Consider the following 21,628-nt stretch of genomic DNA (forward strand, 5'->3'; position numbering starts at 1 on the left):
GTTTTAGAGGATCGCCACGCCAACGGAACATGTTTCTGCGGCACGCACCCGTAGCTCAGCTGGATAGAGCACCAGACTACGAATCTGGGGGTCAGGAGTTCGAATCTCTTCGGGTGCGCCATTCTTTTCCCTTATAAATTAAGGGCTTCAAGCTTTTTCAGAATGAATGCGCTCCCAGCGTTCCATACGCGTCGCTAACTCTTGGAACCTGACGTGTTCTTGGTGCCGCGATTGGCGAAACACGCAACTCGGCAACCTTTTGAGTTTTCACCAAGGTCTTGCAACTATACCGTTGCCTCTTCGAAATCTTCTGATGATTCGTCTCGCATCAGACCATCGGTCCGAAACGCATCTCGACACGTACGTGGTCGATCATCTCCCGCAGGAACGGGGTCAGTCTGTACCGGACAGTTGAATATCCGATACAGATGGTTGTTGACGTTGGAGAGCAAGCCTGTCCATTTCAGGAAAATCGAGCTCTCATATCAAGATCACAGGACTTATCGTTTAATCCTCGAACCGCATCCTCATCGCCAGGCGGGGTTCGCTTGGGGTTACTTCGAGGCTGTATGCGCTGTTGAAAGGGACGGTAGGATGTGGCGCGCTGATCACGCTATAGCGGCCGATCGGCATGTCGAATAGAATGTCGCAGAGTGGCAGCCCTAATGCCGCGAGTTGCTGCTCGGTTTCCTGACGTGAGCTTTCTGGTCGAATTGAAATGAACACGACCCGATGTCCTTCAGAAATAAGCTCCTTGGTCACTGACACGGCTTCTTCGTTGGCTGCCACATCGGCGAACCGGGGCGAAAAATGCGCGTTGCCCCTTTCAAGGATAAAGCCGTCCAGCAGGATAAAATAGCTACCCTTCTGCTGCAGATTTCGGCGCCATTCCTTCAATGTTCCCCAGTCCTCGTAATCTGTGACGCGGCAGGAGGAGAAGGGCTCGCCATCGAGAATCATGCCAGCGATAATGTCGGACGTGTAGAGCTCGCGCTGCCAGGTGGCGCGTTCTTCCTTCAGTCTGTCATAAAGAGCGACATACTGGGCCGGGCTGCGAAAGAAATAGCCGCCGACTGAAAAGAGATCAGATATCACTTCTTTTTCGCGGATCGCCGAGATAACCCCAGAGTCGTCCGTCTTGATGTAGCTCTTGTTACGGGGATTGATGGCGTCAAAGCTGTTCAAGGATTCGCAGGCGACATAGTTGTACGGGCGATCGATGTCCGACAGGGCAAAGCTGTTGTCGCTGTCCTTGACGAGGAATGGCTCCGAAAGTCCCGTCGCCAGCAAGGTGCGTGTCACCGTCTCCGGCTGGCTTGCCGTCGGTTCGTCAAGGACGACGATTTCCACACCCTTGCCGAACGTCGCACGGAGACCCGCGCGCGCGTCGTACTTCTCGTCGTGTTCCTTCAGGATCGTAACGATCAGATCGTCATGGTTGAAATCGAGCTTGCTAACTGCCTCGGCGATCATAGGGCGCCCACCGCTTGATGGCAGAGACCATTTCGGGGGCATGCCTGGATAGCGTGAGGACCTTCCACCGCAGGGAACGATGACTTTCATCCAGCTGGAACCTTCTTTAATATTCGTTTGAAATCTGTTTGGCGATCAGCTGCTCTAGACGGTCTAGAACGAAGCTGCGGTCCTCGATCGTCCTGGTGTATGGCAGTATCCGGGCGAGATGGACGCAGAGCACGATCGGGAGCAGTTCGGGCGCATCCTTTAAGAGCCTGTTTGAAAGCGTCGCAAGTGCCTGCCGGAAGTACGATATGACGCCGAGAGGCAGAGGGTCTGCCTTTCGCATGTACCATCCGGCCCTCAGATCCTGTTCGAGCTTGCCAACATCAGCGATCCAATGGCTGAGAAACGTGTCGAGAAAATCGATGAATACGACGTCGCCTGCCTCGGTCACCACGATATTCTCGAGCGTCAGGTCGCCGTGGCAGGCGGTTACTGCCAACTGATCCGGCATCGTTGCATTTTCGAGAATGCCAATCAGGGCGAGCATCGCGTTTCTTGCACGAAGATCATCCGTCGGAATGGCTGAGAGGATGTCGTGGCATTTCCCGAGTGAATTTTGCCGTGGCGAAAAAAGCTGCTGTGGGTCCTGAAGGTCCGCAAAGCGCTCAATGGCCATCAACAGCTTATCGAGGAAGCGTGCGATGGCGGGAAAGCTGGCCGTTCGCAGATAGGTAATGCCATCAAGTCCCTTGATGTACTGCATATCGAAATAGTAGAGGCCATCCAGATGGCCCTCTTCGAGTATTTTTGGTGTTGTCGCACAGCCGATTAGTTGGCTGGCCGTGAGCCTTTGCTTGATGGCCTGTGCCTGAAGCCTTGCATTTCCACCGGGGGAGCCGGATATCTTGCGGATGAAGGCAGGTGTGTTTCTTTCGCGAATAAGAAGAACCTTGGCACCCGAAAAACCGGACAGCTCGATTTCAGTCCGCGGGAGCTGGAGGTCTTGCCGCAGCGCATTGCTTGAATTCGTCAAGAGCATCAGGCCACCCGTGTTACGCTGTAATCGAGCTCCGCGCGCCATTCGGGCAGTGTTTTCCGGACGTCGAAAACCTGCATTCCGGCGGCCCGCGCGGCGGCCACGCCATCATCCATGTCCTCGAACACGAGGCATTCCTCGGGAGCTGCACCAAGACCGTGCGCGCCCTTCAGGTATCCCTCCGGATTGGGCTTGCCCTTTTGTACGTCGTCACCGGTGACGATTACTTGAAAGACAGAACTCCAGCCCATTGAGGCAAGGGTTGTCTCGACGCTTCTGCGTGAGCCTGAGGAGACAAGCCCGATTGGAAACGTTCTTGCGAATGCCGGAAGAAGCATAGCGCAGGGAAGTTTGGACGGAGGGCTTTCCGAAAACAGCTGGTCTGCCCTCGCCACCTTCCGACGATGGATTTCCTCGACCGAGAGGGCGCAGACGTTCCCGTCGATCAGACGAGGGATCGTCTCCCTCGCAGCGCCACCGGACGCAGCCATAAAGGTTTTGAAAGAGAGGGTGATGCCAAGCTCGCCGAGGACATCTCTGTATGCCTGAAAATGGAGAGGCATGGTATCAACGAGTGTGCCGTCGAGGTCAAAGAGCATGGCCCTCGGCGTCGAAATGCCGCCCGGCTGAAGATGGTCACTCGACATTTCTAGGTTGCCTCCTGAGTATTTTCTAGGCCAGCGATAAATATTCAACCTTGCATGGGGCTTGTAGAGTTGCACCTTGAAGGCCGGACAGAATTGAATTTCTGTTTCACAGTTTAAGAACGTGCGCGATGTTCCGAAGCTTTATGCGGCTGACGCTTCATGACTGGTTTAAACAGTGTCAGGGCACCAATTTTTGTGCCCTGTTCTTTTTCAGGCAAGAATCTCACTCAGAAATTCAGAACCACCAACGCCGTGCTGGGCAAGATGCGGTCGATTGTGGATTTGGTAGAGTGGGTTGTTACATTCGGGATTGGCAAAGATCGTGTTGGAATCCCAATAGCCGTCTTCCATGAACCTGAGGTCGCGGTGCATCGTCCGCAGGTAATAATAGAGAAGATGCATGTGCTTTCTGCGGGCCAACTGACTTATGATGATTGCATCATGAAGCAGGGGGAGGGCATTTTTGCCGACGATGTGCACGGCATCACCGACACGGAAATGATCGCGCCAATGGTTGCGATATTCGCGGAAGGGAAAATAGATCGCGTTCTCATCAAGCTGAACATTCCAGCTGTCGAAAGGCTTCTTGAATTCGAGGTCGAAGCGCGACGCGATGAGGCTGTCGAAATTTCCGGTTTCGAAAACTTTCCTGATCCCAGCCTTGTAGGTTTCCAGCTGGGTGCTACCTTCCTGTTCGATCAAGACCGTTTCGCAATTGCCGATCTTTGCCTGAATTTCCTCAAGGGCCGGACTGTCATAGGTCGCCAGAAAGATTTGTGCTTCGGGGTCTTTTTCACGAACGGGGTTGATCAGTTTCTCGATGAGGGAATCGATGTTGTTCCGGCCGTCCATGGATAGCCCGAAGCGATCTGCTTCAAGAAAATTACTGCCCCTCAAAAGTACAGATAGTCTCATTCAATTTCTCTCCGAAGCTTTACAGCGGTCTCTGCATAAAGTTTTGATATTTTCAGTGGTGAGGTGCTCTAGATCAGCAATGTATAATTTGCGTAGCCGTCGCCAAGCTTGCCACTGATATACCCGGCGTTCTGCGCCTTCCCTGGTTGAGGCGCTTGCGACACACAAGCGGGAAAAGAAGCCGGCGGAGATCGCTTCGTGGCTGGCTTCACATAACCCCTTCTGCAATAAACAGATCGGTTGATGGCCGGGGCTCTTCATTCGGCATTTGTCGCCAAGAGCCTTTGCAGGGAGTATCGGAATGGCCGCAAGGCTTGTCGCGTTCATAACATTGCTTGCCTTTCTCGCAGCCTGTGGTGGGCGGCCTGTTGGTGTCATGACGCCGACCGGGCAGATGGTACAGGGCACTTCGCCGGTCAATCTTCTGGTCGCAACCACGCGCGCGCCGTCCGATGACAAGGCAATTCTGTTCGGCGGGGAGCGCGGGACCGGGTTGAAGGTGGATGCCATCACCGTGTCCATTCCACCGGCAGCGAACCGCACCGTGGGTCAGGTGCAGTGGCCGAAGAAGCTGCCAGCCGATCCGCTGAAGAATTTCACCACCGTATCCGTGGAGCCGATTGCCGATGAGGCGCAAAGCCGTAGCTGGATCAAGACCCATAGTTTGAAGAACAAGCGCGTGCTGGTCTTCGTGCATGGCTTCAACAATCGTTATGAGGAATCGGTCTATCGCTTTGCGCAGATCGTCCATGATTCCGGCTCCGATGTGATGCCAGTCGTCTTTACCTGGCCGTCGCGTGCCAGCGTGTTCGATTATAATTACGACAAGGAAAGCACCAATTATTCCCGCGATGCGCTGGAAGAAATGCTGACGCGGCTGGCCAAGGATGGCTCGGTCAATGACATCACCATCATGGCGCATTCCATGGGTACCTGGCTTGCGGTGGAAGCGCTGCGCCAGATGGCAATACGCCACGGTCGCGTCTACCCCAAGATCAACAATGTCATTCTGGCTGCACCCGATCTCGATGTGGATGTGTTTGCGCGCCAATATGCAAGCCTGGGCAAAGAGAAACCAAAATTCACGCTGTTCGTCTCTCAGGATGACAGGGCGCTGAGCCTCTCGCGACGCATTTCGGGCAATGTCGACCGCCTAGGCCAGATCGATCCGTCAGCGGAACCCTATCGCAGCCAGTTGGAGAAGGCTGGCATTACCGTGCTTGACCTGACCAAGCTGAAATCCGGCGATAATCTCAACCACGGCAAGTTCGCCGAAAGCCCGGAAGTCGTGCGCCTCATCGGCGACCGGCTGATTGCCGGGCAGACGGTGACGGATTCCGATGTGGGTCTCGGTGAAGCCATCGGTGCCGTGGGCATTGGTGCCGCGCAGACGGTCGGCACGGCAGCGAGCGTCGTTGTCAGCGCGCCAATCGCGGTGTTCGATCCACGCACGCGGGAAAATTACGGGCGACAGGTCGAGCGCCTTGGCCGCTCTGTTGGGAACACGGTCGGTTCGGTGGGAGACACGGCAACCAGCGTTGTCGATCCGCAGGCGCTGAACGGAAGCACACAGCGGTCGAGCGATTGCAGCCTGTCCGTCAATCGTGGAAATTCCGAATGCAGGGATCGCTGATGCTGTAATATACAAACAGTATTTTATCGGATATGACCGGCCAACGATAACCCATTTTCGGAGTGGTCCCCATGCGCTTCAGACGCACAATTCAGCTTCTCGATGTTCATTGCGAAGGTGAAATCGGGCGTGTGGCCACCGGTGGCGTGCCGAAAATTCCGGGTGATACGGTGGCCGAGCAGCTGCATTGGCTCAACACCGATCCCAAGGGCGAAGAGCTTCGCCGCTTCCTAACGCTGGAGCCGCGCGGCGCGCCGATCGGCTCCGTCAACCTGTTGCTGCCACCAAAGCACCCGGATGCGGATGCCGCTTTCGTCATTCTCCAGCCGGATCAGGCGCATGCAAGCTCTGGCTCCAACTCCATCTGCGCCACGACGGCGCTGCTGGAAAGCGGCATAGTGGAAATGAAGGAGCCGGAAACCATCGTGATGCTGGAAACGGCTGCTGGCCTGGTGAAGGCCACCGCCACGTGCCGCGATGGCCGCTGCGAGAAGGTGAAGCTGACCATGGTGCCGTCCTTCGTGCATGAGCTGGATGTCGGAATCGACACGCCGGACTGGGGCCGCATTCGCATGGACATCGCCTATGGCGGCATTTTTTATGCGCTTGTCGACGTCAGCCAAATCGGGCTTGCCATCGACAAGGCCAATGCGGCAAAGCTGGTGGCGGCGGGCATGGTGCTGAAAGATATCGTCAACCGCGAGATACCCGTCGTGCATCCCGAGATCCCCGCCATCTCGGGCGTGGCCTATGTGATGTTCCGCGATACGGAGGCCGATGGCACGATCCGCACCTGCACCACCATGTGGCCGGGCCGTGCGGATCGCTCCCCCTGCGGCACGGGCAATTCCGCCAATCTGGCCACGCTGCATGCACGCGGCAAGGTGCAAGTGGGTGATGTCTATACATCCCGCTCCATCATCGGCACGCAGTTCGAGGTCGGCTTATCCGCGGTCACGGAAGTTGCAGGCAAAGCCGCAGTCATTCCCACCATCACCGGGCGCGGTTTTACCTTTGGCCTGCACCAGGTCTGGCTCGACCCGAACGATCCCTTGGCAGAAGGTTTTGCGATGACCGATGTCTGGGGTCCACAGGCGGGCGCGATTTAACATCTATTTTTGCGCCGAAAAAATGGTTTGAGGCGCTGTCCTCCCACGTAAATTGGTGTTAAACGGGCGCAATTCCAGCAAGCTCCGAGGTTAAAACGATGAAGTCGATCACCCTTCGCCGCCCTGATGACTGGCACCTGCATTTGCGCGATGGTGCGATGCTGGAAGGCGTGATCGGTGATACCAGCCGCCATTTCGCGCGCGCCATCATCATGCCCAACCTCGTGCCGCCTGTCGTGACGACGGCTGATGCGATTGCTTACAAGGACCGCATCGTTAAAGCCATTCCAGCGGGTGATCGTTTCGAACCGCTGATGACGCTCTACCTCACCGAACACACCAACCCCGACGATGTGGAAGAAGGCAAGACCAGCGGCCTCATCACCGCCGTCAAGCTCTACCCCGCCGGTGCCACTACCAATTCCCATGGCGGTGTGCGGGATATGGACAAGGCCATGCCGGTTCTGGAGCGCATGGCGAAGATCGGCCTGCCGCTTTGCGTGCATGGCGAAGTAACGACGCCGGAAGTGGATATTTTCGACCGCGAAAAGGTCTTTATCGATACGGTTCTCGATCCGCTGCGCCAGCGCCTGCCGGAACTGAAAGTGACGATGGAGCATGTGACGACGCGCGATGGCGTGGATTACATCAAGGCATCTAAGGCCAATCTGGCTGGCTCCATCACCACCCACCACCTCATCATCAACCGCAACGCCATTCTGGTCGGTGGCATCAAGCCGCATTATTACTGCCTGCCGGTGGCCAAGCGCGAGGAGCATCGCCTGGCGCTGCGCGCCGCCGCAACCTCCGGCGATATCAGGTTCTTCCTCGGCACGGATTCCGCCCCGCATGTGGACCCGCTGAAGGAATGTGCCTGCGGTTGCGCCGGTGTCTACACCTCCATCAACACAATGAGCTGCCTCGCCCATGTGTTCGAGCAGGATGGTGCACTCGATAAGCTTGAAGCCTTCGCCTCGCTGAACGGCCCGGCCTGGTATGGTCTAGCACCCAACGAAGACACGATCACGATGGTTAAGCGCGATGAACCGGTGAACTTCCCGGAGAAGATCGAAACTGGCGCAGGCCCGGTCACGGTGTTCGACCCGATGTTCCCGCTGCACTGGGACGTGACCTGAATTTTTCAATCGCTGCCGGTTTATCCGGCAGTTTTTTTATGCACTCGATGATCAAAAGAGGAAAATGCCGATGTCCCAGTTTACATTCACGGATCGCGCCCTTGTGGCAGAACTTGTTGCGAAGATGTTGTGGGAAATCAAGGCGGTGCATTTCAACTCGGAAAGCCCCTACACCTTCGCATCGGGCATGAAGAGCCCTGTCTATATCGACATGCGCAAGCTGATTTCCTACCCGCGCATCCGCTCCGCCGTCATGGATTTTGCAGCAGCCAAGATCGTTGCCGATGCGGGCTTCGAGAAATTCGATTGCGTGGCCGGTGGTGAAACGGCGGGCATTCCCTTCGCCGCCTTTCTGGCGGAGCGCTTGGGCTTGCCGATGATCTATTGCCGCAAGAAGCCCAAGGGCCATGGTCGCAATGCGCAGATCGAAGGCCATATGCCTGAGGGTGCGCGCGTCCTCGTCATCGAGGATTTGACGACCGCTGGCGGCTCCATGTTCACCTTCATCGATGCTATCAGGGCCGCCGGTGGCATTGTCGATCACGGTATCGCTTTGTTCTATTACGGCATCTTCCCGGAAGCCGAAGCACGTTTTGCCAACGGAAACGTGAAGCTGCATTACCTCAGCACATGGCGCAATGTTCTGGCCGTTGCCCGGGCCGAAAAACTGTTCGATGACAAGACCTTGTCGGAAGTCGAAGCCTTCCTCGATAACCCGCTGCCATGGTCTGCTGCGCGCGGCGGGGTCAGCGAATTGCCGCAATCCTGATCTTGTTTGGGTGAGAATTTTCGATTGGCAGACATCTGGCCATTTCAGGCGAAGTTGTTTAAATCGATTTAGTTTTTGATACGGAGGAGGACCGGATGATCCTGTGTTGTGGTGAAGCCCTGATCGACATGCTGCCGCGTGAGACCACGAAAGGCGAGCCAGGTTTTGCGCCCTATGCGGGCGGGGCGGTCTTCAACACGGCCATCGCGCTGGGTCGTCTGGGCGTCCCCTCCGCCTTCTTCTCCGGCATCGCCGATGACATGATGGGCGAAATCCTGAAGGACACGCTGAAGGCGAGCAATGTCGATTACAGCCTCTGCGCCTTCTCCCATCGCCCCTCGACAATCGCCTTCGTGAAACTGGTGGATGGCCACGCGACCTATGCCTTTTACGATGAAGGCACGGCGCTGCGCATGCTCTCAGAGGCCGATCTGCCCAACATCGGTGTCGATTGCGAAGCCATGCATTTCGGCGCCATCAGCCTCATTCCCGAACCCTGTGGCGGTACATATGAAGCGCTTTTGATGCGCGAACACGAAAAACGCGTTATCTCGCTCGACCCCAACATCCGTCCCGGCTTCATCAAGGACAAGCAGAAGCATCTGGAGCGCATCAACCGCATGGCCGCCAAGTCCGATATCGTCAAGTTCTCTGATGAGGATCTGGCCTGGTTCGGTCTGGAAGGCGACGAAGACACCCTCGCCCGCCACTGGCTGCACCACGGCGCCAAACTCGTCGTCGTCACCCGCGGTGCCGAAGGCGCAGTTGGCTATACATCCAGCCTGCGCGTGGAAGTCCCCAGCGAACGCGTAGAGGTCGTCGACACGGTCGGTGCAGGCGACACCTTCGACGCCGGCATCCTCGCCTCTCTGAAACTTCAGGGCCTACTGACCAAGCCACAGGTTGCAGCACTGACGGAAGAGCAGATCGCCAAGGCACTTGCGCTGGGCGCGAAGGCTGCGGCGGTAACGGTGTCGCGCGCGGGGGCGAACCCGCCCTGGGCGGAGGAGATTGGGTTGTAAATGATATGTAAGTGCGCTTGTGAACTTATGCTGGCTTGGTTTTAGGGAATCGCTGCATTTAGTTACAAAACTCTGCCGTCCTTCGAAATTTAATCGCGGAAATAATACCACCGCCGCGAAGCACCGTGCGAAGCGGACTTAGCAACTTGAGCAACGTAGGATTTTTCTATTTATTTTTTAACAAAGTGCTGAAGGTCATTCTTGGAGCTAGCGAACTTAGCCACTTTGCCGACCGCGAGCTTTGTAAAATTTCCTGATCCGATTGCTGCAAGTAGATGGGATTCGAGGGTAGATACGCCCTGTCCGAGTCGCCTGATATCTTTTCCAAGGAACTTCGCAATCGGATATTCGTCGCCGACTTCGAAATTAACCAGATGTTGATTAAGAAGATTTTCAAATTCGTCTGGTTTACTGATTATTGTATCAAGTTTACGATGCATCTCAATTTCAAGTAGATAAATACTCTGGATTAGATGGTTGATAATTTTTAAGGCAACGGAAATTTGGCTCTCACTAGGTTTTTTGATTTCATGCGCCGCGTCGTTACCTAGAAAGCGAATTGCGTGCAATCTTTCGCTATCCTTGGTAGAGATCAAGCCTTGAGTAGCCATTTTCGTTATGCGCGCTTCTAAATTTCTTCCCGTAATTCCACGTTCGTTACATACGGCCTCAATAGTTCCTCGAAGTCCAAGGCCAGCCAGTGTCAGAGCCCCTGCTTGGACTGCTAACATTGATTCTGCATAGATTTCGCGAACAACATCGGGAACATGAAAGATGTTGTCGAGTTCAATGTGATCCGGATTGTATTTAGGATAAAATTGAGCGTCTTCAGGAACTTCCCAATCATCATCACTTATCGGATAGGCATTTTCATAGTCTACGAACAAATATCTAAACGACTTTGTTCCGCACCCCTGGCATTCTATAACGGAGTTTGTCTGGCGACATTGGTAGTCTTCATGGGGTGGTTCCACACTCTCCGCTACAACTTTGTGGCGGGTAGCGCGTTTGCATTCGACACATGGTGCATTAAAGAAATTTTCAGATTCTGCCACAGGATTCCCTAAAAAACTTCGTAAACCAATCAGCTAGCTGAATGATGATGTATATGGTTGAAATGAGAAATATTGCAACCATAATTTCAATATTATTGAACAGAATGAGAATCCCATAGGAAAGAAAATTCTCCACATTCACCGCCACACGCAATTCCATTCGTTGATGTTTTTGGCAATTTGCTCAATACAGAAGCAATCTCCTCATTGTCACGTTAGATGGTCCGCACCGTCTTTTCGTTTTTCACGGATACAAAATGTCTGCTTCATCCACCACACGGGCGCCTAAGCCCTTTTATGCGTCGTTCGGCTTTCAGGTTTTCGCCGCCATGGTTGTCGGCCTCGTGCTGGGCTATATCGCCCGGCAGATGGGCGCGACCGAGGCGGGGCCGAATTGGCTGGTTCAGACGCTGTCGACCATCGGCTCGATCTTCGTTCAGTTGTTGCGCGCACTTGTACCACTGCTGATTTTTACCGCTATTGTAGCCTCCATCGCCAATCTGCGGGAGCTGAACAATGCGGCTCGGTTGGTGTGGCAGACGCTGTTGTGGTTTGCGATTACGGCTCTGATTGCGGTGCTGATCGGCATCACGCTGGGTCTGCTGATCCAGCCGGGTATCAATTCCGGCGTGGCGGCAACGGCTGCTGCGGCACCTTCCAGCACCGGTTCGTGGCTCGACTTTCTCAAAGGCCTGATCCCCGCCAACCTGCTCGGCCTTCAGGCATCGACCAAAGTCACCCCGGGTGGTGCGACGACCGCGCTGAACTTCAACGTCTTGCAAATATTGGTGATTTCCATTGCAGTCGGCATTGCCGCCTTGCAGGTGGGTGAGAAGGCAGAGCCGTTTCTGGCGTTCAACCGCTCGTTGCTGGCCATTACGCGCAAGATTCTGTGGTGGGTCATCCGCCTGACCCCCATCGGCACAATCGGTCTTCTGGGCAATGCCGTTGCCGTTTATGGCTGGGAAGCACTGGCTTCGCTTGGCTGGTATTCGGCGGCGATCTATATCGGCCTCGCCATCGTGCTTTTCGTTGTCTACCCCATCATTCTTACGGCAAACGGGCTGAATCCGATCCGCTTTTTCTCCGGCGCATGGCCAGCCATCCAGTTGGCCTTCGTTTCCCGCTCCTCCATCGGCACGCTGCCGGTGACAGAACAGGTCACGGAGCGCAATCTGGGTGTGCCGCGTGAATATGCCGCCTTCGCCGTGCCGCTGGGCGCGACCACCAAGATGGATGGTTGCGCGGCCATCTACCCGGCGATCTCCGCTATCTTCGTTGCGCAGTTTTACGGCCTGCCGCTCGGCATTCAGGAATATGTGCTGATCGCCTTCGTCTCTGTTCTGGGCTCGGCGGCAACCGCGGGTCTGACGGGTGCGACAGTCATGCTCACCCTGACACTGTCCACGCTCGGTCTGCCGCTACAAGGCGTCGGCCTGTTGCTGGCGGTCGATCCGATCCTGGATATGGGCCGGACGGCGGTCAACGTGGCCGGTCAGGCGCTGATCCCCACCATCGTCGCCAAGCGTCAGGGCATTCTCGATCAGGCCGCCTATGATCGCCAGGAGGGTATCGATGCACTAGACCCTGCCGTGGCACCTGCCGAGTAAGGCGCGCGACCATCACTGAAAACAACAAAACCCGCCGGTCGCCCGGCGGGTTTTCGTTAGGGGAGACGGTTGGACGTGCTTACTTCGCCAGACCCGACAGCGCCTTGACCAGACCCTGCGTCGAGCTGTCATGTCCTTCGGCACTTTCCTTGCCTTCCACCACAGGCAGAAGGCCGGTTGCCAGTTCCTTGCCAAGCTCCACGCCCCACTGGTCGAAGGAGTTGATGCGGAACAGCACGCCTTCCACGAAGACGCGGTGTTCGTAAAGCGCGATGAGGCGGCCGAGCGCAAACGGCGTCAGCTTGTCGTAGACGAAGGTGATCGACGGGCGGTTGCCGGTGAAGACGCGGTGGGGCGCGATGAAATCGGCCTTTTTGTCGTCCATGCCCTTGGAGGTCAGCTGTTCCTTCGCTTCTGCCAAGGTGCGGCCCTTCATCAGCGCTTCCGATTGCGCAAGGCAATTGGCGATGAGCAGCTGATGCTGGTGGCGCAGCTTCGGCTCGAAGCCATTGGCGGCAATCATGAATTCGGTTGGAATGACGCTCGTGCCCTGGTGGATCAACTGGTAGAAAGCGTGCTGGCCATTCGTGCCGGGCTCGCCCCATACGACAGGACCGGACTGACCTTCGACAGGCGTGCCATCGATGGTGACACCCTTGCCGTTGGATTCCATATCGAGTTGTTGCAGATAGGCAGGGAAGCGCGACAGGCGCTGGTCGTAGGGCAGAATGGCGCGGGTCGGGTAATCCAGCACGTTGCGGTGATAAAAGCCGATGAGGCCGAGCAGCATGGGCAGGTTTTGGCGCACCGGCGCTTCGCGGAAATGGTTGTCCATGGCATGGGCACCATCCAGAAACTTGCCGAAGTTGTCAGGGCCGATGGCAATCATCAGCGGCAGGCCGATGGCCGACCAGATGGAGTAGCGACCGCCGACCCAATCCCAGAAACCGAAGACGCGGTCGCTATCGATGCCGAATTTCGCAACCTTGTCGAGCGCGGTGGAAACGGCACAGAAGTGGTGGCCGACGGCCTCTTCGCCCAGCTTGTCGGCGATGAAGGTGCGGGCCGTGGCCGCATTCGTCATGGTCTCGATGGTGGTGAAGGTCTTGGATGCGATGATGAAGAGCGATGTTTCCGGGTCGATCAGCTTCAGCGTATCGGCAATGTGCGCGCCGTCGATGTTGGAAACGAAATGCGCGCGTGGACCGTCATGGAAGGGCGCCAATGCCAGCGTGGCCATGACAGGACCAAGATCGGAGCCGCCGATGCCGATATTGACGATATCGGTGATCTTCTTGCCGGTCGCACCCTTCAGCGTGCCGGAGCGGATGGCATCGGCAAATTTGCCCATTGCGGCAAGCACGCCGTTCACGTCAGGCATGACGTCCTTGCCCTCGACAAGAACCGGCGTGTTGGAACGGTTGCGCAGCGCCGTGTGCAGCACGGCGCGGCCTTCGGTGAAGTTGATCTCCGCGCCGGAAAACATCTCGTCACGCTTTTTCTCGACGCCGCCTTCGATGGCAAGCTTTTCGAGAAGCGCCAGCACCTCGTCATTCACGGCGCATTTGGAATAATCCATCAGCAGATCGTCGAAGCGCACGCTGAATTGCTCGAAACGATTGGCGTTTGCGGCAAAAGCAGCGCGAAGATCGGTGGCGGCAGTCTTCGCGGCAGTGGATTTCAGGTTTTCAACGATGGCCTGCATGGAATGCTCCTCATGCTCCGTGGAAGGATGAGGAAACTATTCTTTTTCATCGGGCTAAATCAAGGCGAGATAGCTAAATCGATTGAATTATTGTGAAGTACACCAATCAGTTAGCCAGCTTTCGAAGTTCACGCCGCAGGATCTTGCCGACATTGGTCTTGGGCAGTTCCGGCAGAAACTCGATATGCTTGGGCCGCTTGTAGTTGGTCAGGCTTTTGGCGCAGAAGGCCTTCAGCTCTTCCACCGTCAGTGCCTGGTCTTTTTTCACGACGTAAAGCTTTACGGCTTCGCCGGAATGCTCATCCACAACGCCCACTGCGGCACATTCCTGCACGCCGGGATGGGCCGCTGCCACCTCTTCGATTTCGTTGGGGTAGACGTTGAAGCCCGAGACGAGGATCATGTCCTTCTTGCGGTCCACGATCTTTGTGTAACCCGCCTCATCCATGAAGCCCATGTCGCCTGAGCGGAAGAAACCGTCCGGCGTCATCACCTTTGAGGTTTCATCCGGGCGCTGCCAGTAACCCGGCATGACCTGCGGGCCGCGGATACAAATCTCACCCACTTCGCCAAGGGCCAAGCTGTTGCCATCATCGTCGCGAATATCCACATCGGTGGATGGCATGGGAAGGCCGATGGTGCCGCTGAAATCGGAGCGTCCCAGCGGGTTGACGGTCGCAACTGGTGAGGTTTCCGAAAGGCCGTAACCTTCGCAAATATGGGTGCCGGTGATAGACGCCCAACGTTCCGCCACCGGGCGCTGAACGGACATGCCGCCACCCATGACAAGAACCAGCGAAGACAGGTCCAGCTTGCGGAAATCCTCATTGTTCAAAAGTGCGTTGAACAGGGTGTTGATGGCCGGGAAAACATGAGGCGTGTAACCGGACAGCTCCTTGACGAAGCCGGGAATATCACGCGGGTTGGCAATCAGCAGATTGTGGCCGCCTAGCGCGACACCCATCAGCGAATTCACCGTCAAAGCGAAGATGTGGTAGAGCGGCAGCGCACAAACGAAGTTCAGCACCTCCGGCCGCTTCTTGTGAACGAAGACCGCATCCATCCAAAGCGATATCTGGGCCTTGTTTGCCAGAAGATTGGCGTTGGTAAGAACCGCGCCCTTGGAAACACCCGTCGTGCCGCCGGTATATTGCAGGAAGGCCACGTCCTGGAGGCCGATATTCGCGGGCTTCAACTGCATCTGGCGCGATTGCGCCAGCACTTGCTTGAAGGTCACAGACTGCGGCAGTGCATAGGCCGGAACCATCTTCTTGACCTTGCGCACCACGAAATTGACGATGTGACCTTTCAGGCCAAGCAGATCGCCCATCGCGGCAACGATTACATGTTTCACATCGGTCTTGGGCAGCGCCTGCTGAACCACATGGGCAAAGTTTTCCAGCACGAAAATGGCTTTCGCACCGGAGTCCTTCAGCTGGTGTTCCAGCTCGCGCGGGGTATAAAGCGGGTTGACGTTCACCACTGTCAGTCCGGCGCGTAAAATGGCGTAGGTCGCGACGGGGTTTTGCAAAATATTCGGCATCATCACGGCAACACGGTCGCCCTTTTGCAGGCCCAGTTGCTGCAGCCACGCGCCGATGTGGCGGGTCTGTTCTTCCAGCTGGCGGTAAGTCAGCGATTTGCCCATGCTGGAAAAGGCCTTGCGATCCGCATAGCGCGCGCAGCTTTTTTCCAGAAGTTCTGCCAGAGAGGCATAGCCAAGGTCGGGGAGTTCCGCGGGCACGCCCTGCGGATAAGATGCTAGCCAAGGCCGCTGCACAATGCGCGTTTCCTCACGGCTCAAATTCATGTCGCTCATAGTATCCTCCCCATGCCGGCACTTGCAATCACCTACGATGCACGCTTGTACCAGTCTGCTCCTCAGCCCGACAGGTGCGCCAGCGAATATTGCAATCGTAGATGAAGCCTCCAAAACCATCCACTCACATCAGCGTATTTAACTCTAACGTAAACGTCAACTATTGCCGTTCCAAATCGCAGGCGCTTATGAGGGGGTCGGAAACCGATTGGCTTTTGACTTTAATCCTGATTTGCGCGATCAACAAAACCACCAGAAATGCACGGAAACCGCCCATGTCAGATATCGCTTCTCTCACACTCAACACCATCGGAAAGCGTTTCGGCGATGTGGATGTGCTTGAGAATATCGACCTGACGGTCATGCGCGGTGAAATCATTTGCCTTGTCGGGCGTTCCGGCTGCGGCAAATCCACCCTGTTGCGCATCATTGCCGGTGTGGAAACGCCGGATGCCGGTTCGGTGATGATGAATGGACTTGAGATTGCCGGGCCAACGACCTTCATGGAGCCGGAAAAGCGTCGCATCGGCTTTGTGTTTCAGGATTATGCGCTGTTTCCGCATCTGACGGTGGAGCAGAATGTTCTCTTCGGCCTGAAGGGCCAGCCGAAAGCGCAAGCGACTGCGCGGGCAGCCGATATGATTGAGCATGTGCGGTTGGCAGATCTGGCCAAGCGCTATCCGCATACGCTCTCAGGCGGAGAGCAGCAGCGTGTGGCGCTGGCCCGGGCTCTGGCGCCAAAGCCTGACATCCTCTTGATGGACGAGCCCTTTTCCAATCTGGACCGCGGTCTTCGCGATAGCGTGCGCGAAGAGACGCTCGGTTTGCTGCGCGATCTCAAAACCACGGCCATCATGGTCACGCATGATCCGGAAGAGGCATTGTCGGCGGGTGACCGGGTGGTGTTGATGCAGCAGGGCCGCATCGTCCAAAGCGGCACGGGTTATGAGGTGCATGATAACCCCGTCAGCCGGTACGCCGCCGATTTCTTCTGCGCCTTCAACAAGGTGGAAGGCACGGTCAGAAACGGCCATCTGGAAACGCCCATCGGCAATTTTCCGCATAAGGGTGATTTGCATGAAGGCGCGAAGGCTTTTGCCTATATCCGGCCCAGCGCCATCACCCTTTCCACCCCGGATGCGGGGGCGGATATCTCCGGCCACATCACCAGCCGGGTCTTCATGGGTGAGATCGAACAAATTTCGGTCAGCGTCAGCGGCCTGCCGCAGGATTTGCGGGTCCGCAGCATGAAAAGAAGCCCTGTGGACATGCGCAATGTCGGCCTGTCAGTCGCTAGGGACAGCGTTCTCATGTTCACTTCCGATTGAATTCCGGGATTTTACCCTCAAAAAAAGCGTCATATTCAACTCAAAGTGACGAAATACCCCTAGAAATCGACAGGGTATAACTTGATTTAATTGATCAGGTATGGTGCATGCATCTCCGACATCATTTTCAAGTCTCAAGGGGGATAGACATGACATCTTCGACCGTCGCCAGAGTAGCACTTCTTGCCAGCACCGTTGCTTTCGCAGCCAGCGCGGCCAATGCGGCTGAACTGAATATCTACACGACACGCGAACCGGCCCTGATCCAGCCGCTGCTCGAAGCCTTCACCAAGGAAAGCGGCGTCAAGGTCAACACGGTGTTCCTGAAGGACGGTCTGGCCGAGCGCGTCTTGAGCGAAGGTGCGAGCTCTCCTGCAGACGTTTTGATGACGGTGGACGCCGGCAATCTGGTCGATCTGGTCGAAAAGGGTGTGACTCAGCCGGTCGAGTCCGAAGCTCTGACCAAGGCTATTCCCGCTGAACTGCGCGATGCCAAGGGCAACTGGTTTGCTCTTTCCATGCGCGCGCGCGTTCTCTACGCCGCCAAGGATGTCGATCTGTCTTCCTTCAATTACGAAGACCTCGCTGACGCCAAGTGGAAGGGCAAGGTTTGCATTCGCTCCGGCCAGCACCCTTACAACACGGCACTCTTTGCAGATTACATCGCCCACCACGGCGCTGAAGCAACCGAAAAGTGGCTGGCTGGCGTGAAGGACAATCTGGCCCGCAAGGCTGGCGGCGGCGACCGTGATGTGGCCAAGGACATTCTCGGCGGCATTTGCGATATCGGCATCGCCAATTCTTACTATGTCGGCCTGATGCGCTCCGGCAAGGGAGGCGAAGAGCAGGTCAAGTGGGGCGAAGCCATCAAGGTCATCCTGCCAACCTTCAAGGATGGCGGCACGCAGGTCAACGTATCCGGTGCAGCGGTTGCCAAGAACGCACCGAACAAGGCCGAAGCCGTCAAGCTTCTCGAATATCTCGCTTCCGACGAAGCCCAGAAGATTTACGCAGAAGCCAACTACGAATATCCCGTCAACAAGGGCGCTGCCGTCGACAAGATCGTCTCCTCCTTCGGCGAATTGAAGATCGACAACAAGCCACTGACGGAAATCGTGTCGCACCGCAAGGAAGCCAGCCAGTTGGTGGACAAGGTTGGCTTCGATAATTAAGGGCTACAGTTCCTGGCCGCGCTTGCCACGGCCCCTCAGTCATTCTCTGCAACGGAGCAGGTTTGGTGAGGTGAGTAGATCCTCGGGACAAGCCCGAGGATGACGCGGAGTCAAATGTAGCCGTCTGCACAAACAGGCGCCCGTTTCACGCGGGCGCCTTGCCTGTTTCAAGCAACCTCGTATTCCGCGCGGTAAAACCTCAAGATCAGCATGCACGCCACCACCAGCACGGCCATTCCTCCCAAACCCAGACTGCGGATCAACTCTGCATTCTGGTGGCTGTCGGCATCCTGCATCATTGCCGCGTTCGCCATGCTGCCAGTGCTGGCGCTATTCTCGGAAGCGATCAAAGGATCGTCGGGGCTTTGGCAGCATCTGCGCGATACCGTGCTGGCAACGGCATTTCCGGAAACGCTGATACTTCTGCTCGGCGTCGGTCTGCTTGCCGGGGTCGTCGGCACAGCCAGCGCATGGCTCGTCAGCGCCTATGATTTTCCCGGGCGAAAGCTGCTGGAATGGGCGCTGCTGCTGCCGCTTGCCATGCCCACTTATATCGTCGCCTATGCCTATCTCGATATTTTACACCCGCTTGGGCCCGTGCAGGGCGTGGTGCGCTGGGTGTTGGGATATTCCAGCCCGCGCGAATTTCGCCTGCCCGATATCCGCTCGATGACCGGCTGCATCATTCTGCTCGGCTTCGTGCTTTATCCTTACGTCTATATCCCTGTCAGGGCGATGTTTCTGACGCAGGCCGGAAATCTGCTGGATGCAGCACGCATGCTTGGAACCTCGCGTCACGCGCTGTTCTTCCGCGTGGCCGTGCCGCTGGCGCGCCCGGCCATCGCGGTGGGTGTCAGTCTGGCACTGATGGAAGCGTTGAACGATATTGGCGCATCGGAATTTCTGGGCGTGCGCACGCTCACCGTCTCGATCTACACCACCTGGGTCACCAAGTCGGACCTGCCGGGGGCGGCGCAGATTGCGCTCTGCATGCTGCTGCTGGTCGTGGCATTGGTTGCCATGGAGCGATGGGCGCGGCGCAGGCAGCGTTACTCAACCTCCGCGCAGAAAAGCACGGTTCTCACCCCCGCACGCCTTCAAGGTCCACGCGGTATTCTGGCCTTCGGTCTCGGTAGTCTGCCGATCCTGATCGGCTTCGTGGCCCCAGCCATCTATCTCGTTGTGGAGGCATGGAAGCGTTTCCAGTTCAGCGGCCTTTCCTCGCGCTTTGCGGCAGAGGCACTCAACACTGTCCTCTTTGCCGGAACGGCGACGCTGGTCACGGTTGGAGCAGGGCTGATCGTCGCTTATGCCATGCGGCTTGCTCCGGGCAAAACCGCACTCTGGTCGTTCCGTCTGGCAACCGTCTGCTATGCCGCGCCGGGAACCGTCATCGCCATTGGCGTTCTGATCGCGCTTGGTGGTTTCGACCGGTTTCTGGATGCGACGATGCAGCAATGGTTCGGCATCTCCACGGGCCTTTTGCTGATCGGCAGCGGATCGGCCCTGATCTTTGCCTATGCCGCACGCTTCCTCACGATTGCGGGCGGCGGCATCGATGCGGGGCTAAGCCGCATTCCGCTTTCTTTCGATCAGGCATCGCGAACCCTTGGCCGCAGCTCGACCGCTACCTTCCGCAGCATTCATCTGCCCTTGTCGAAGGCGGCCATGGCCGCAGCCGCCTTGCTGGTCTTTGTGGATTGCGTCAAGGAACTGCCAGCCACGCTGCTGCTGCGCCCCCTAAACTTCGAAACCTTCGCCACCCATCTCTACGGCGAAGCGGCGCGCGGCACCTATGAGGAGGCTTCGATTGCAGCACTGGCCATCGTGGTGATCGGCATTCTGCCCGTCATGCTGCTTGCCCGTGTTGGCCGGGTTCGAGCGTAGACCCAGCCCCAATATGTTACCGTCTTTTCATTTGCCAAATTCTGTCAGCGGCAATAATCATGAGTTAATTATTCATGTTTATGCGAAAGGAAGAAGACATGTTGGCAGCAAATGCGGAACTGGCCACCACAAGCGGCAGCAAATATCTCGTGCAGCTTTTCAAACATTTTGCGCACAAGATAGACGTCAACTACTCCGAAACCCACGGTGAATGCACCTTCGATTTCGGCACCGCGAGCCTCGACGCAGATGAGGAACGCCTGAAAATCGCGGTGACTGCGCCTGACGAAGAAAAGCTTTCACGCGCCAAATCCGTGGTCGAAAGTCACCTGTTGCGCTTTGCCTTTCGTGAAGAGATCGACAAGCTCGACTGGCACTGAGGACAATTTTACGGGAACGATTTCGCCGCCGGAGGATTTACAAACCATAACGAATACAAAACCTAAGGAGGAAACGTTATGGTACATCACGCACCGCAGGCTGGTCAGGACCCTTACGTCAAGGACACGCCAAGCTTCATCGCGAGCGATAAGGTCGAAGGCACGAGCGTCTATGGCGCCGACAGCAAGAAGATCGGTTCCATCCAGCGCATCATCCTTGAAAAGCGCGGCGGCCGCGTCGCTTACGCTGTCCTTAGTTTCGGTGGCTTCCTTGGTATCGGCGACGACTACTACCCGCTGCCATGGGAAAAGCTGCACTATGACGAAGAGCTCGATGGCTACCGTATTGATCTCACCAAAGAGCAGATTGAAAACGGCCCGAAGTTCGCTAGCCGCGACGACGACAGCTATTTCGGAAACGATGACCGCAAAGTCTACGACTACTATGGCGTCCCGCCATACTGGATGTAATCTCCAGACAGAGATGGCCCCGAAAGGGGCCATTTTCGTATGCGCTTTAGGCAGACCGTAAACAAAGAAAAAGCCGACCCGTAGTCGCATTTATTAGACTGCGAATACGGTTCAGCTCTGACTTTTCAAGCCTTCGAGATGGCAGCAAATGCCAGCCGTCGCTATATGCCCATCAATGCGACCGGTGGCCCCTGGCCTCGGACACCGCATCTTCGAAGCACCTGCGTGCTTCCTCCGGCGTCTTGCGTCCATCCAGTGCTGCGCGGCATGCGCTGCGAGCTCGGACGAAGGTCAATCCGCGTGTATGCGGCCAATTTTCAGTGAGCAATGCCAATGCATCGAACGGCCCGGCAATGATGTTTCTGGTACTCGTGTCGAAATTCACTTCGACAGGCTCTGTCCATACAGTTTGTTTCATCGGACGCCTCCCTAACAGCCCATGTCAACGAGTGAAAAGTTGACATGGTTCCCGT

At 56.5% G+C, this 21,628-nt stretch carries 19 protein-coding genes and 1 tRNA gene; 12 read left to right on the top strand and 8 right to left on the bottom strand.

The features are described 5' to 3' along the window. Window positions 1–44: 44 nt before the first annotated feature. Window positions 45–121: transfer RNA gene (locus ABUK73_RS08070), tRNA-Arg, on the top strand. 386 nt (window positions 122–507) lie between these two features. Here the strand turns inward: ABUK73_RS08070 and ABUK73_RS08075 are convergent. From ABUK73_RS08075 to ABUK73_RS08090, 4 genes are all read right to left on the bottom strand, one after another. Continuing rightward, window positions 508–1,473, bottom strand: coding sequence for a glycosyltransferase family protein (locus ABUK73_RS08075; protein ID WP_353576832.1), 966 nt, complete (start codon window positions 1,471–1,473; stop codon window positions 508–510). A 106-nt stretch (window positions 1,474–1,579) separates the two neighbouring features. Then, a complete protein-coding gene (locus ABUK73_RS08080) occupies window positions 1,580–2,500 on the bottom strand; it encodes a phosphotransferase (protein ID WP_353576833.1) in 921 nt (306 codons plus the stop codon). Then, window positions 2,500–3,144, bottom strand: coding sequence for an HAD family hydrolase (locus ABUK73_RS08085; protein ID WP_353576834.1), 645 nt, complete (start codon window positions 3,142–3,144; stop codon window positions 2,500–2,502). Before ABUK73_RS08085 ends, ABUK73_RS08080 begins: the two co-directional genes overlap by 1 nt. A 210-nt stretch (window positions 3,145–3,354) precedes the next feature. Beyond that, a complete protein-coding gene (locus ABUK73_RS08090) occupies window positions 3,355–4,059 on the bottom strand; it encodes a hypothetical protein (RefSeq protein WP_353576835.1) in 705 nt (234 codons plus the stop codon). A gap of 301 nt (window positions 4,060–4,360) precedes the next feature. On the opposite strand from ABUK73_RS08090, the gene ABUK73_RS08095 reads away from it, so the two are divergent. From ABUK73_RS08095 to ABUK73_RS08115, 5 genes are all read left to right on the top strand, one after another. After that, window positions 4,361–5,692, top strand: coding sequence for an alpha/beta hydrolase (locus tag ABUK73_RS08095; protein WP_353576836.1), 1,332 nt, complete (start codon window positions 4,361–4,363; stop codon window positions 5,690–5,692). A 71-nt stretch (window positions 5,693–5,763) separates the two neighbouring features. Continuing rightward, the gene (locus ABUK73_RS08100) at window positions 5,764–6,801 is read left to right on the top strand and encodes a 4-hydroxyproline epimerase (RefSeq protein WP_353576837.1); all 1,038 of its coding nucleotides are present in this window, start codon (window positions 5,764–5,766) and stop codon (window positions 6,799–6,801) included. Between the two features lie 98 nt (window positions 6,802–6,899). Continuing rightward, on the top strand, window positions 6,900–7,937 hold the full coding sequence (pyrC, locus tag ABUK73_RS08105; RefSeq protein ID WP_353576838.1) for a dihydroorotase: 1,038 nt from the start codon (window positions 6,900–6,902) through the stop codon (window positions 7,935–7,937). 70 nt (window positions 7,938–8,007) lie between these two features. Beyond that, window positions 8,008–8,706: an orotate phosphoribosyltransferase gene (locus ABUK73_RS08110; protein WP_320195625.1), complete on the top strand. Its 699-nt coding sequence runs from the start codon at window positions 8,008–8,010 to the stop codon at window positions 8,704–8,706. 95 nt (window positions 8,707–8,801) lie between these two features. Next, on the top strand, window positions 8,802–9,728 hold the full coding sequence (locus ABUK73_RS08115) for a carbohydrate kinase family protein (protein WP_353576839.1): 927 nt from the start codon (window positions 8,802–8,804) through the stop codon (window positions 9,726–9,728). A gap of 170 nt (window positions 9,729–9,898) precedes the next feature. Here ABUK73_RS08115 and ABUK73_RS08120 read toward each other — a convergent pair whose 3' ends face one another. Beyond that, the gene (locus tag ABUK73_RS08120) at window positions 9,899–10,783 is read right to left on the bottom strand and encodes a DUF4145 domain-containing protein (RefSeq protein ID WP_353576840.1); all 885 of its coding nucleotides are present in this window, start codon (window positions 10,781–10,783) and stop codon (window positions 9,899–9,901) included. Between the two features lie 257 nt (window positions 10,784–11,040). On the opposite strand from ABUK73_RS08120, the gene ABUK73_RS08125 reads away from it, so the two are divergent. Continuing rightward, a complete protein-coding gene (locus ABUK73_RS08125) occupies window positions 11,041–12,393 on the top strand; it encodes a dicarboxylate/amino acid:cation symporter (protein ID WP_353576841.1) in 1,353 nt (450 codons plus the stop codon). Between the two features lie 79 nt (window positions 12,394–12,472). Here ABUK73_RS08125 and pgi read toward each other — a convergent pair whose 3' ends face one another. Both pgi and ABUK73_RS08135 read right to left on the bottom strand, forming a co-directional pair. Further along, on the bottom strand, window positions 12,473–14,098 hold the full coding sequence (pgi, locus tag ABUK73_RS08130) for a glucose-6-phosphate isomerase (RefSeq protein WP_353576842.1): 1,626 nt from the start codon (window positions 14,096–14,098) through the stop codon (window positions 12,473–12,475). A gap of 106 nt (window positions 14,099–14,204) precedes the next feature. Next, complete coding sequence (locus tag ABUK73_RS08135) at window positions 14,205–15,908, bottom strand: long-chain-fatty-acid--CoA ligase (protein WP_454892344.1); 1,704 nt, start codon at window positions 15,906–15,908, stop codon at window positions 14,205–14,207. A gap of 284 nt (window positions 15,909–16,192) precedes the next feature. Between ABUK73_RS08135 and ABUK73_RS08140 the strand changes: the two genes are divergently transcribed. The 5 genes from ABUK73_RS08140 (at window position 16,193) to ABUK73_RS08160 (ending at window position 21,155) form a co-directional block, all read left to right on the top strand. Continuing rightward, window positions 16,193–17,245 carry an ABC transporter ATP-binding protein gene (locus ABUK73_RS08140; protein ID WP_353576844.1) on the top strand — a complete coding sequence of 351 codons (1,053 nt, stop codon included), beginning with the start codon at window positions 16,193–16,195 and terminating at the stop codon, window positions 17,243–17,245. Between the two features lie 149 nt (window positions 17,246–17,394). Next, window positions 17,395–18,417 (top strand): Fe(3+) ABC transporter substrate-binding protein, encoded by a 1,023-nt coding sequence (locus tag ABUK73_RS08145; protein WP_353576845.1) that lies wholly within the window; start codon window positions 17,395–17,397, stop codon window positions 18,415–18,417. A gap of 312 nt (window positions 18,418–18,729) precedes the next feature. Next, the gene (locus ABUK73_RS08150) at window positions 18,730–20,304 is read left to right on the top strand and encodes an ABC transporter permease (protein ID WP_454892345.1); all 1,575 of its coding nucleotides are present in this window, start codon (window positions 18,730–18,732) and stop codon (window positions 20,302–20,304) included. A 98-nt stretch (window positions 20,305–20,402) separates the two neighbouring features. Next, window positions 20,403–20,684 (top strand): DUF2218 domain-containing protein, encoded by a 282-nt coding sequence (locus ABUK73_RS08155; RefSeq protein ID WP_353576847.1) that lies wholly within the window; start codon window positions 20,403–20,405, stop codon window positions 20,682–20,684. 78 nt (window positions 20,685–20,762) lie between these two features. Beyond that, window positions 20,763–21,155, top strand: coding sequence for a PRC-barrel domain-containing protein (locus ABUK73_RS08160; protein ID WP_353576848.1), 393 nt, complete (start codon window positions 20,763–20,765; stop codon window positions 21,153–21,155). Between the two features lie 172 nt (window positions 21,156–21,327). On the opposite strand, the gene ABUK73_RS08165 is transcribed toward ABUK73_RS08160, so the two are convergent. Next, entirely contained in the window at window positions 21,328–21,573 is a 246-nt protein-coding gene (locus tag ABUK73_RS08165; protein ID WP_353576849.1) for a DUF982 domain-containing protein, read from the bottom strand. Window positions 21,574–21,628: the final 55 nt, after the last annotated feature.

The sequence above is a fragment of the Agrobacterium vacciniicorymbosi genome, from assembly GCF_040427045.1.
Taxonomy (GTDB): domain Bacteria; phylum Pseudomonadota; class Alphaproteobacteria; order Rhizobiales; family Rhizobiaceae; genus Agrobacterium.